Raw genomic sequence first — 12,400 nt, 5'->3', positions numbered from 1 at the left:
AGGAGGCCGTGACGTCCCTTTTGCGAACACTGGTAGTGAGTATCCTGCTCGGCGGGGTGATGACCGGTTGCGATGCCGGATTTACCGGAGAGCCGCTGCCCAACCTGCCCCCCGAGACCTACCTGAGCGTGCGCGACAGCTCCCTCGTCGATAACCTGGCAGACGAAGAGCGGCTTGTTAGCACGGTCTACGTATCCTGGACGGGCGACGATCCAGATGGCTATGTAGCGGCCTACGAATTCCGCTATTATGATGCGGCTGCCGTGCCAACCGAGGCCTTGTGGGTCCGAACGGTCCGCAACGATTCGCTCATTCTGTTGCCCATTCCGCCGGGCCGCGCTACGGCTAACGTGGTGTTCGAAGTGCGGGCTATCGATAACGAAGGGCTGGCCGATCCTACCCCTGCGCGTACGGTTTTCCCGATTCGCAATTCTCCGCCGGAGATCCGCCTGATCAGTTTTGAACTGCCGCCTGACACTACGTTTCCGATCTTTTCCTTTAGCTGGCAGGCCGAAGATCCAGACGGAGCTGTCAATCTGGCGCGCATTGAAGTCAGCTTCAACGATTCAACGCAGTTCGTGGCCCTGCCGCCCGACGTCGATTTTGTAACCTTTGTGGCGAACGTTGACCGGGACAATCCCACGCAGACCGAAGCGACGGCCCGGGTCTATACGGGCCGCGCCTTCCGGTCGACAACTATCGAAGTGCCGGGGCTTCGGCTGGATGCCGAAAATACTTTCTACGTACGGGCTGTTGACCTGGCTGATACAAGCAGCGCACTGGCCCGGTATACCTGGTTTGTCAAAAAACCCCGGAGCCGGGTGCTGCTGGTCAACGATTACCGAAAGGCTACCGGGACCGTTGTAATGGCCTATCATCGGGCAATTTTGCGCGACTTTCTGCCGCCCGGAATGCCCATTGATGAGTGGGATCTGTCGCAGCCGTACGTGACCGGATCAGCCGGCAATACGCCCCGTTCGGACGCGTTGCCACCGGTGCCTGATCCAACACTGCGCCAGACGCTGGCGCTCTGGGACTACATCTACTGGGTATCAACGGCGACGGTCAATAGCATTGTAGGTAACAATCTGCCGTACGCGGCGGCAGTAATGGATCTGTTCTTCGAGCAGGGCGGGCGCATCCTGGTGCATAGCCCCGTAACCCAGCCGCGTGATCCTGCAGCAAACCTGGGCAATCCGGCTATCTTACTGTTGCCGCTCAGCGACCTGCTTGTACTGCCCGACACAGTGCGACGGTTGGAGCTGGCCAGTGGAGCTGCTATTACGCCGGTAAATACTCCTCCAGGCGTATCAACCGTACTGCCTCCGCTGCAAAGCAATCGGTTTTTTATCAACGAGCTGCCCTACTTTGCAGAAGGTGCAACAATCGTTCCCCTGTATGAAGCCGACTATCAGTATCTAAGTCGCAGAGGCCGTCGTGGGCGCTGGCCCCATCCCCGTACCGTTGCATCCATCAGTGCCGATGCTCGCGTAGCCCTTTTTGGGCTGCCGCTGGTGAACGAGCTCACGGGAGAGCCGGTGCTGATCGGAGCCGACGGCGATCCAGATGCTGGCCGCCAGGCCATTATGTTGTTGCTGCGGAGCCTTGGTTTCCCAGAGCGATGAATCGGAGCGTTTCAGGATTCAGGACAGCTTTGCTGTTGCTTGTCGTCTGGGCAAGCAGCATGGAGCTGGCCCGGGCGCAGGGTAGCATTGCGGGTACTGTGCGTGACGAGTATGGCGAGCCGCTGCCCGGTGTGAACGTGATCGTAGTGGGCACTGCGTTCGGCGCAGCCACGGATCTGGAAGGACGTTTTCGAATTGACGGGCTGCGCCCCGGCGAATACTCGGTGCGCGTCTCCTATGTGGGCTTCGAGACAAAGCTCTTTACCGGTGTGCGCGTGCGAGATGGGGAGACGACCATGCTGGACATCACGCTGCGGGAACAGGTCGTAGTGGGTGAGGAAGTGGTTATCGTGGGAGAGCGCCCTCTGGTAGATGTCGAGCAATCATCGAGTGCTTATATCGTTTCGCGCGAGCAGATCGAAGCCGCGCCATTGCGTTCCGTCCAGGAAGTAGTAGGCCAGCAAGCCGGTGTGTTGCAGGACCCGACCGGTCTGTACATTCGCGGAGGCCGCGCCTATGAGACAGGCTATTACGTGGATGGCGTCTCAGCCCGTGATCCACTGGCTGGCACCGGCTTCGGGCTCGATCTGGGCACAAATGCCTTCCAGGAGGTGGAGGTCATCACAGGCGGACTGGATGCCCGCTACGGCGATGTCACCTCGGGCGTCGTCTCCATTCGAACCCGCGAAGGGGGCGAGCGCCTTTCCGGGAGCTTCACGCACAAGCGAGACAACTTTGGCCGGCTAAACGAAAACTGGGATAGTAATTTCCGCGAAGATATCTACGAGCTAACGCTAGGCGGACCGCTCGGCACCAGTCGGCTGCGCTTTTTTGTCGCCGGCCAGGTTCAACTTTCCGATGGGTTTACCCGCCAGGTGTCAGATCCGGACTCTATCCGTTCCTCTCTGGTCAAGTGGAACTTCCTGCTGCCGCGCACAGGCAACCGCTGGAACGGCTTTTTGAAGCTGACCTACACGCCCTGGCCCGGACTGAAATTGCAGGCTGCCTATCAACGCTCGCTGACCGTCAACCAGAACACGCGCATGTTGCAGGTAACAGGCAACGAAGCGGTGGTAGCCCCGGGCTTTCAGTATGCTTTTATCCTGCAGCCGGAAAATGCTAACACGTTTGCGCATGACAATGTGTTGGCCTATGTGAAGGCCTCGCATGTAATCAACGAACGCTCCTTTTACGAAATCCAGGTCAGCCGCCTCTTTACGCGGCTGCGGGCCGATGCAAACGGACGCCGCTGGCGGCCCCGCGCCGTCACCACCGAGCTGGATCCGCGAAGCATCGTTACCTATCCGGCCACCATCTTTGTGGACGAAAATGGCCAGCCCTTCGACCCGAATGCCCTGTTCGTTCTGCCCGGCCCCGGACTCTTCAACAACGGCGGCATCGCTACGCGCTTCCACGACCACTTTGCCGAAGAGTGGACGCTACTGGCTACCTACACCCTGTTCTCGACAGATCGCAACCGGCGGCTGAATGCCGGCCTGGAGCTAAAATTCAACGACTACCAGTGGATCGACATCATTCGACCCTGGGTGGGAGCACCCATTGGCTCGGAAGAAGCTGAGGCTACCGGACGTCTGGGCGAGAGCGCCGACATCTGGCGCGTCAAACCACGCCGGGGCGCCCTCTTTACCACAGGCCAGGTGCGCTACCGAGGCCTCATCCTGAACGCCGGGCTCCGGCTCGAATGGTGGTCGCCCGGCCGGTACGTAGACCGGCTCGTTGACGACCCGCGCGCTCCTATCCTGGAAACGGTACGCCAGGCCTACAAGGAGGATACCGTACCGTTCTTTGGACTCCGCACCAAGTTTTTCCTGCTGCCTCGCCTGCGCGTGTCGTTCCCCATTCGCGAAAACCAGGTGCTCTTTTTTAACTACGGACGCTCAACCCGACTGCCCCATCCCACTTTTGTCTATGCGGGCCTGGACCCGTTCTACCAGGACCGTTCGTTCTTTGCCGATCTGGGCAATCCAAATCTAAACCCAGAGGTAGATATCTCCTACGAACTGGGCCTCCGCTACCAGGTCACCAGCAACGATGTGCTGAGCGTAACGGCCTTCTGGCGAGACAAATTCGATTTTATCACCATTGAAAATGTAATCATTCGAGATCCGACCGGCCGCGAAACCGTGCGGGCCTTCCGCATCAACGGGGATTTTGCCCGCGTGCGCGGCCTGGAGCTCAGCTATCTAAAGCGCATCGGCAACTGGTTCCTGGGACAACTGGCCGGCTCGTTTTCCCGCGCTACCGGGCTGAGCTCGACCAACAACGATGCGCTGGTCCAATTCCTGGCCCGGGGCGACATCGAAAATACCTTTGAAACACCACTGGCCTGGGACCGACCGCTCGACCTGAAAGCAAGCGTTACGCTTACGTACGACCGCCCCAGACCGCTGCTGGGGCTCCCCGGACTGAACCGGCTGCAACTGTTTCTTTCTACCACCTTCCGCAGTGGCCAGCGCTACACCCCGGCCGAATTCAAAGGCTACCAGACGAATCCGTTTACGGGCGAGCCAAACTGGCGCCCGATCTATGAGATCGTCTCGGATCCGGCCGCTCGCTACAGCCGCATCGGAGCGCCCTGGTGGTGGTTCGATCTGGTGCTGCGACGCCGCATCCAACTGGGCGGCAATGACCTGGAGCTTTCGGTCGAAATTACTAATCTGTTTAACCAGAAAAATAGCGTGATTATCAATCCGGTAACCGGAAAGGCCTACCCTGACGTCGATCCCCGAAAAACCGACTTTACGAAGTTACGGGGCAACCGAGACTTCGATGTCCCCATCAATGTGCGGGACCCTCGGTACGAGGACCCGACCACGAGCGGGTTGCCTCCGTTCAATCCGGCGCGTTTCCTGCCGCCGCGTCATGTGATGTTTGGTATTTCGTATGTGTTCTGAGCCGATGACACGGATTTATCTGGTGCTGGCCCTGTTGTTTGGCGGGCTCGGAGAAGCCCGAGCCCAACTCATGCCCTCCTATGGACGGGATCGGGCCGGCACGTCAGGCTTCCAGTTTTTGAAGATTGCCGTGGACGCCCGCTCGGCTGCGCTGGGCGAGACCGTGGCGGCCGGGGCATTCGATGCGTCTGCACTGTTCTGGAACCCGGCGCTGGCGGCTCAGCTCGAAAACGTGCAGGTAGGTGTTGGGCACACAGCCTACTTTGTAGACATTCGGCTCGACTACCTGTCATTAATCTACCCGCTCGGTTGGGGAGGGGTAACCCTGGGACTGAGCCTGCAAACGCTCGACTCGGGCGAGATGCCGGTAACAACTGAATTTGAGCCGTATGGTACCGGCGAGACGTTTCGTTTCCGCGACCTGGCGCTGGGAGTGAGCGTGGCGCAGCCGCTCACCGATCTGTTCAGCTATGGCATAACGGCCCGCTACGTGCGCGAGAGTGTGGCCGAACTGGTAACCCAGACCCTGGTGTTTGACCTGGGCATTTTCTATCGGGTGGGCGATACAGGCGTGCAGATGGCGGTCGCGATCCGACACTTTGGGTTTGATGGACGTCCCCGAGGGCGGCTGGCGCGGCCGGTAATCGACCGAACCAGCGCTGTTGCCAAAGCCCCTGCGGATGCAAAGACCATTGCCACCACGCCTAAACGGGGAGTGTTGATCGAAACGGAGTTCGAAACGATTACGCCGCCCACCACCTTTTTACTGGGCGTCAGCTACACCTTGCTGCGGAATCATCCACAACATCGATTGGTGCTGCTGGGCCAGCTTACCAATCCGAACGACAACGCCGAAAGCTTCAACGTGGGCGCTGAGTATGCCTGGAATCACACTTTGATGGTACGAATAGGCTATCGATTTGGTGTTGAAGAATTTCGCACGCCATCGCTGGGGGTGGGGTTCTGGCTGCCCGAACTGGTGACGGGTCTGCGGGCGCGCTTCGATTATGGCTTTCAACATCTGGAACGGCTCGGTACAGTGCACCGCGTGGGGCTTAACCTGGAGTTATGAGCATGCCGGGATACCGCACGTTGTTCGCTAACGTAGCGCCACTCCTTCTCGGGGTGGGATTGCTGCTTGTCGGGTGCGATGCGTTGCTAGGGAGCAAACAGGATCCAACCACGGAGGAAATTTTTCGCGTGGGCCGCACCGAGCCCGGCCTGCTGCGCGAAGTGGAGTACGTGCCGCTCTTCCCGTTTTACACGCTGGGCGGGGACGGCGCGCCACTGGAAGCCCCGCGCGACGTGTACGTGGGCTTCGACACGTTTATTTACGTGGTGGACGCCCGGGGCCTCCACGTGCTGGACCAGGCCGGCCGACCCGCTGCGTTCATTCCGATTCCGGGAGGCGCAACCTCGGTCATTCAGGACCGGCGCCTGCACGTGTACGTGACCGCCCGGCGCGACACCACCATCGGCGGCCGCACCTGGAACCTGCCGGTCGTGCTGCACTACGCAGGCATCCCAACCGGGAACCCCCGGCTGGTAGACATCATCTGGCATCCGTTTGATGACCGCTCCCGGAAGCTGAACCGACCGGATCCCATTCCTACGGATGAACAGGTCGAATTTACTGGGGTAGCCGTGCTGGCCGACAATTCGATCTACGTGGCCCGGCGCGGACCGGTCAACGATCCGGCGTCGGTGATTCTGCCGCACAACACGATCCTGGAATTCACGCCAGACGGCATCAACACGCAGGCCCTCGTGACGCTCAATCCGCGTCAGCCCAGTCTGCGGAGCGCCATCAATCCTTCCGACGTGCTGACGTTCGTCCATCCTCCCCAGCGCACCACGTTCCCGTTCACCCGGGACTTTTACATCGCGCAGACGCCCCCTGAGGGAGAACGGCTGCGCTACGCCGTGCTCTCAATCCGCGCCGTCGAAACACCGGATGGCATCGAATACCGGCCCGATGCCGACAAAATCCAGGTGGTGGGCGACACCACCCGGGGCGACGGCTTTCTGTATGAGGACTTCAAGTTTGCCTGCCCATCGGACCTGGCCTTTGCGGCCGATGGCACCAACTACCTGTTTGTGCTGGATGCCTGTAAGGACAGCCTGTTTGTGTTCACCGCCGCAGGCGTCGAAGGGGTCGCCCCGCCGGCCGGGGCAGCCAGCACGAAGCCGGTAGTCGTATCGTTCGGAGGACGGGGCGATGGCTCCCGTCAGTTCAACAATCCCCAGGGCGTGGCCTACGATCGACGCATCGTATACGTGGCCGATACCGGCAACAACCGCATCGCTCGCTTTCGGCTCAACACCGACTTCGAATGAAACGCTGCGCATGCGTCCTGCTGCTCGGCTGGGCTGTTTCGGCATGGGCGCAAATTCCATCGGTCGGGACGGCCACGACGCTGGAGGTGGCCACCTGGAACGTCGAATGGTTCGGGGATCCTGATCATGGCCCAGCAGATGAGGCGCGCCAGCAGGCGAACGTTTGCGCCGTCATTGCGCAGAGCGGTATTGACCTGTGGGCCCTGCAGGAGGTAAGTGATCCGGCCGCCTTTCAGGCGCTACTCGACAGCCTGGGCAGCGACTACGAGGGCGTGCTGGCTGAAACCGCGGCGCCAGGTGTAACGCAACGGATCGCATTTGTTTACCACCGCAACGTAGTGCAGCTCCGCCGCGTCCGGCAGATCCTGACGGATTTTGCCAAGGCGTTTGCCTACCGGCCGCCGCTGCTCCTGGAAGCCACGGTGCAGTTGCCCGACACGGCCGTCATCATCACCTTCATCACGCTGCACATGAAGGCAGGACGCGATCTGTCGGACTACAACCGACGCCGGGATGCCGCACAACGGCTTAAAAGCCAGCTCGACCTGCTCTATGGAAACCGTCCCATTGTGGTGCTGGGCGACTGGAACGATGAATTGCACGGCTCTATTATCACCGGCCTTCCCTCACCCTACGAAGCGTTCCGCGCCGACGCCGACCATTATCGCTTCCTCACCGAAACGCTCGATGCAGCCGACGTGCCCACCTGGTGTGGCAACAACCTGACCTGTTGGACGGGCTCCACCATCGACCACATCCTGATCACCGACGAGCTGTTCGATGCCTATGAGGAAGGTTCGGCGGCGCGCTTTTCGGCCTTGCTGGAGGCCATTCCCGGATTTGTGTTTTCCACCTCCGATCATCTGCCGGTCTACGCACGCTTTCGCTTTGGTGGAACGACAGCGGTGGAAGTCCGAAGCGCACAGCCGGCTGCGCTCCAGCTCTATCCCCATCCGGTGCGAGACCGGGCTACGCTGATCTGGAACGGACGCGGCGCACCGGCCACGATCCGGATATGGGACGTGCTTGGACGGCTGGTGCGCCGGTGGAAGCGACCCGCGGGCACCGGGCCGCAGCGATTCGAGATGGAGCTGAGCGGACTGGCGGCCGGGATGTACTGGGTTGAAGTGGAGACGGCGGGGCAGCGCGTCAGTCGGCGCCTGATCCGGCTTCCATAGCTTGCAGGCGCGCGGCAACGCGTTCGACTTCGGCCAGCACGCGCAGCAGGTTGCCGCCCAGGATTTTCTGGATCTCCGCTTCCGTATAGCCGCGGCGGTAAAGGCCGTACGTGATCCAGGGCAGGCGCGTTACGTCTTCCAGTCCGTCAGGCAGGTCGAATACCCCATCGAAGTCTGAGCCCAGGCCCACGTGGTCGATGCCGGCCACCTGCACCGCGTGGTCGATGTGGTCGAGTACGTCTTCGAGTGTGGCGCCCGGCAGGCCTCGCTCGCGTCGGATCGCATAGACGGCATTCCAGAGCTGGCGCAGATTGCCTCCGGTGCGGCGCTCGGCTTCGGCATAGACGTCGGCCGTCAGGTGGGGGTTGACCAGGGCGTCGAAGAAATTGATGAGCACGACGCCGCCGTTGCGGGCCAGCGCCCGAAGCATTTCATCGCTGACGTTCCGCACGGCAGGTACCAGGGCCCGCATGGAAGAATGGGAAAGGATGACCGGCGCTTCCGTAAGGTCCAGCACGTCGAAAAACGTGGCGTCGGAAGTGTGGGACAGGTCAATGAGCAGGCCCAGGCGGTTCATTTCGCGGACGATCTGGCGTCCCTTTTCGCTCAGGCCGTTCCACTTTGGGCGATCCTGCGAGGCGTCGGCCAGGCTGTTCGTGTTGACATGGGTGAGCGTGACGTAGCGGATGCCGGCTTCATAGAGGGCGCGGAGCGTATCTACAGAGCCTGCCAGGGCGTGGCCACCTTCAAGGCCCAGCAGGATGGCTTTGCGACCGCTTCGCGTAAGACGCAGCACGTCGGCGGCAGTATAGGCGAGGGCGACGCGGTCGGCATGCGCGGCCACCTGGCGGCGCACTTCGGCAATCAGGCGACGGGCATAGCGGACGGCGGCGGCACCTTCCCCATAGGCAGCGGGCACGTAAATCGAAAAGAAGGCCGCATCCAGGCCACCCTCAAACATGCGAGGCAGGTCCACGTGCCCATCGGCGCGGCGGTGGCGGCGGCCAAAGTCGAAGCCCTGCCGCATGCGCGTCGGCGTGTCGACGTGGCCATCGAAAATCAACGTGCGGTAATGAAGAGGAAGCACCCGGGCCCACAGGGAGTCCAGACGTACCAGGGCGTGGTAGCGAGCAGGGGGCAGAGCCACCGCACCGCCGTCTTCAGCTCGCAGCGTGTCGGCGGGGAGCCGGGGCAAGGCAGGCGTTTGCGCCCGGCAGGCCAGCACGAGGAGCATCAGCAGGGATGCGCAGCGCATCATCAGCGGCAGGTTCCTACGCTGCAGCCTGTACGTCGGGTGCCTGCCCGTCGATCCGGCCGTCGAGGAAGCATAAGCAGGCTACGGCCCGCCACCGGGCTGTGTCCGCTGGTCCCTTTCGAGAGAAGCAGCAAGGAAGAAACACGTTTCAGAGAGCGTTCAGCATCATCCGGTAAGCTGCAGCGCTATGGTGCCGTTTCCGTTGATCGTCGAAGGCGTGCGTCGAGGCTGTAGCGGCCTGGGCCGGTCAGCATCAGTCCAACGAACACGACCAACATTTCCAGGGCATACCAGGGAGTGCCAGAGATCAGTCCGGTCATGTGCCCCAGAGCGGCAACCAGTAGCGTGAGCGCCGGAGGCACCAGCGCCCAGGGGAAGAACAGCCCCAGCATGAGCAACAGTCCGCCTCCCACGAACTCCGAGAGGGCAGCGATCAGGCCCCAGAACGTCGGGGCAAAGTCGATCCCGAATACTTCCATGGCGCGGCCCACGCGGGCCCATCGCTCTGGTCCTCCTATCAGCTTAGGCCCTCCGTGGATGAACACGAACGTCAGGCCCAGTCCGATTCGCAGGATTAGCAGGCCTAGGTCACGACGCTGTGCCGGATCTTGCAGCATAGATCTCTTCCTTAGATACAACAGCGGCGGAAAAAATAGAAGAAGGTTTGCTAAAAGACAAGCAAATCCAGGTCAGAAGGCATGAACAGCACGGGCTATAAAACAGATGGCATCGCTACGTTCTGGTGTGCTGGTAAGGATCAGATGAGGCAGACGGGCAGGGCGCTCGGGAAGGGGCAGGAGCGAAAATCCAGAGGGGGTTGCAGCGCGGCTACGTCAAAGCGAATCAGGATGGTACGGAGCAGAAGGTCGTCCGTCTGTTTGTTCAAAAAGCGAGCGTTGGTTTCCCGGGCGGCAGAAGTGGTCGGTGCGTAAGACAGGAGGCGTGTGATTAAGGCCCAGGCGCCGACAGCTCAGCATAAAGAGCTGCGCCAGCAGTTCCGCTTCTTTGCCGGCTCCATGCAGGCGACGACCTGGCGCTGTGTCGTTAAGCGAGGGGCCTCGTATGGCCTTAAGGCGCCGGATAACCCGGTTGTACCGATTCGGGAAGTGGCGCTGAAGCGCATCCAGAAAGATGGTGCGTACGGCACCGGGAAGACGGAGCACGGTGTAGCCTGCCCATCGGGCACCTGCGTGCGTAGCTGCTTTCAAGATCGCAGGCAGTTCCTCATCGGTCAAGCCCGGAATTACAGGGGCTGCCAGCACGCCGACAGGTATGCCTGCCTGGCTCAGCGTTTCGATGGTGCGCAGGCGAAGCGCAGGACGGGCTGTCCGAGGCTCTAAGCAGGCAGTGATCTCTTCTTGCAGGCTGGTGACCGAGATCCATACGAACACCAGTTCCCGGCGGGCCATCTCGGTAAGCAGGTCCAGGTCGCGCCGGATGAGCGCGTTTTTGGTCACGATGACCACCGGATTGCGGTAGCGCAGCAGAACTTCCAGGCAGGCACGGGTTAGCTGCAACTGACGCTCCAGAGGCTGATAGGGATCGGTCGCGCCAGAAAGCGCAATAGGCTGCGGTTTCCAGGAAGGGCGCCGGAGCGTTTGTTCCAGCAGGTGGGCGATGTTGCGTTTGACCACAATTTTTGTTTCAAAGTCCAGTCCGGCCGAGAATCCCAGGTATTCATGGTAGGGGCGGGCGTAGCAGTAGGCGCAGCCATGTTCGCAGCCCCGATAGGGATTCAGGCTAAACGTGAAGGGAATGTCCGGGCTGTTGTTGCGGGCCAGTGCCGAGCGCGCGTGTTCTTCTACGATGGTAGTGGGCAGTCGGTAAGGAGCCGGTTCCCGGGCAAGCGCCTCCGGATCGGGGATCAGATGGCGCGGCTCAAAGCGACCGGACGGATTAAAGGCGGCGCCCCGTCCCCGGGGAGCTAGACGCGGCGCTTCCGGCTCATTTTGCTGAGAGACCTGTGGCTGTTTCACGCAGATTCTTCAGCCGGTTCAGGCTCAATGACCCAGGTGTCGCCGCTTTGAAGCAGGGCCTGAAGGTCGCCTTTCCCTTTGCGCGCAGTAACCTCCTTGATCTGCTGGTGAAGCAGGTCTTCGTAGGTAGGACGCTCCTCTCGGTAAAAGACGCCGAAAGGTTGGGGCAGATCGGGCCGGAAGAAGATTCGGGCCATGATGTGGGCCAGTTCGCGGTTGGTTTCGTCATAGACGAGACAATCATTCACCGACCAGCGATCGTCGGTCAGGTCGATCACCTCTGGCTGAAAGCCATCGAGCCGGATGCCCTTGCGACCTTCGTCGAAGATGAGTGGCTGGCCATGCTCCAGAAACAGAGCGCGATGGGGTTTGGTGTCGCGCTCGGTAAACTGGAAGAAGGCCCCGTCATTGAAGATATTGCAGTTCTGGTAGATTTCGACAAAGGCGGCCCCGCGATGATCATGGGCGCGGCGCAGGATGGCCTGAAGGTGTTTGGTGTCGCGGTCCATGGAGCGGGCCACAAACGTGGCATCCGCGCCTAGCGCCAGGGCTACGGGATTGAAGGGATGATCGATAGAACCATAAGGCGAGCTTTTGGTAACTTTGCCCTCCTCTGAAGTAGGGCTGTATTGACCTTTCGTCAGGCCATAAATCTGATTGTTGAACAGCAGAATTTGCACGTTCAGGTTGCGTCGGAGGATGTGAATCAGATGGTTTCCTCCGATGGAGAGGGCATCGCCGTCGCCTGTGATGATCCATACGTCCAGCTCAGGCCGGCTGGCTTTCAGGCCAGTGGCGATGGCCGGTGCTCGGCCGTGAATGGAATGCATACCGTAGGTGTTCATGTAGTAGGGGAAGCGGCTGGAACAGCCGATGCCACTAATGAACACGATGTTTTCGCGTGGCACGTTTAGATCAGGTAGCAGGCGTTGGACAGTAGCCAGAATAGCGTAGTCGCCGCATCCCGGGCACCAGCGCACGTCCTGGTCTGAAGCGAAGTCCTTGCGCGTCAGGCGTGGCTTGCCGTCGCCTGTCGGGCGGGCAGTCGGCGGCATGGCTGGTCGAGCTGAGGCCGGACGTGCCCGAGGCGGCATGGCCGGCTTTGCACTTGGCG

General features: G+C 60.9%; 9 protein-coding genes. 5 read left to right on the top strand and 4 right to left on the bottom strand.

The features are described from left to right. Positions 1-8: 8 nt before the first annotated feature. The 5 genes from BUA15_RS10475 to BUA15_RS10455 are packed head-to-tail and all read left to right on the top strand — an operon-like array spanning position 9 to position 8,055. On the top strand, positions 9-1,625 hold the full coding sequence (locus BUA15_RS10475; protein WP_178139412.1) for a hypothetical protein: 1,617 nt from the start codon (positions 9-11) through the stop codon (positions 1,623-1,625). Beyond that, complete coding sequence (locus tag BUA15_RS10470) at positions 1,622-4,540, top strand: TonB-dependent receptor (RefSeq protein WP_072715947.1); 2,919 nt, start codon at positions 1,622-1,624, stop codon at positions 4,538-4,540. Before BUA15_RS10475 ends, BUA15_RS10470 begins: the two co-directional genes overlap by 4 nt. A 4-nt stretch (positions 4,541-4,544) precedes the next feature. Beyond that, on the top strand, positions 4,545-5,612 hold the full coding sequence (locus BUA15_RS10465) for a PorV/PorQ family protein (RefSeq protein ID WP_072715946.1): 1,068 nt from the start codon (positions 4,545-4,547) through the stop codon (positions 5,610-5,612). Continuing rightward, positions 5,609-6,877, top strand: a complete 1,269-nt coding sequence (locus BUA15_RS10460) for an NHL repeat-containing protein (protein WP_084660580.1) — start codon at positions 5,609-5,611, stop codon at positions 6,875-6,877. Before BUA15_RS10465 ends, BUA15_RS10460 begins: the two co-directional genes overlap by 4 nt. Beyond that, complete coding sequence (locus tag BUA15_RS10455; RefSeq protein WP_072715944.1) at positions 6,874-8,055, top strand: endonuclease/exonuclease/phosphatase family protein; 1,182 nt, start codon at positions 6,874-6,876, stop codon at positions 8,053-8,055. Before BUA15_RS10460 ends, BUA15_RS10455 begins: the two co-directional genes overlap by 4 nt. Here the strand turns inward: BUA15_RS10455 and BUA15_RS10450 are convergent. The 4 genes from BUA15_RS10450 to BUA15_RS10435 all read right to left on the bottom strand — a co-directional run bounded on the left by BUA15_RS10450 (position 8,027) and on the right by BUA15_RS10435 (position 12,341). Further along, positions 8,027-9,313, bottom strand: coding sequence for a dipeptidase (locus tag BUA15_RS10450; protein WP_072715943.1), 1,287 nt, complete (start codon positions 9,311-9,313; stop codon positions 8,027-8,029). The genes BUA15_RS10455 and BUA15_RS10450 overlap by 29 nt on opposite strands. A 182-nt stretch (positions 9,314-9,495) precedes the next feature. Beyond that, on the bottom strand, positions 9,496-9,927 hold the full coding sequence (locus BUA15_RS10445) for a DoxX family protein (RefSeq protein ID WP_072715942.1): 432 nt from the start codon (positions 9,925-9,927) through the stop codon (positions 9,496-9,498). A 216-nt stretch (positions 9,928-10,143) separates the two neighbouring features. Next, positions 10,144-11,286, bottom strand: coding sequence for a PA0069 family radical SAM protein (locus BUA15_RS10440; protein ID WP_072715941.1), 1,143 nt, complete (start codon positions 11,284-11,286; stop codon positions 10,144-10,146). Further along, positions 11,283-12,341, bottom strand: coding sequence for a 2-oxoacid:ferredoxin oxidoreductase subunit beta (locus tag BUA15_RS10435; RefSeq protein ID WP_072716049.1), 1,059 nt, complete (start codon positions 12,339-12,341; stop codon positions 11,283-11,285). Before BUA15_RS10435 ends, BUA15_RS10440 begins: the two co-directional genes overlap by 4 nt. Positions 12,342-12,400 lie beyond the last annotated feature (59 nt).

It is taken from the genome of Rhodothermus profundi (genome assembly GCF_900142415.1).
GTDB lineage: Bacteria > Bacteroidota > Rhodothermia > Rhodothermales > Rhodothermaceae > Rhodothermus > Rhodothermus profundi.
The sequence above is the reverse complement of the archived record's forward strand: the minus strand, read 5'-3'. Positions and strand labels throughout refer to the sequence as shown.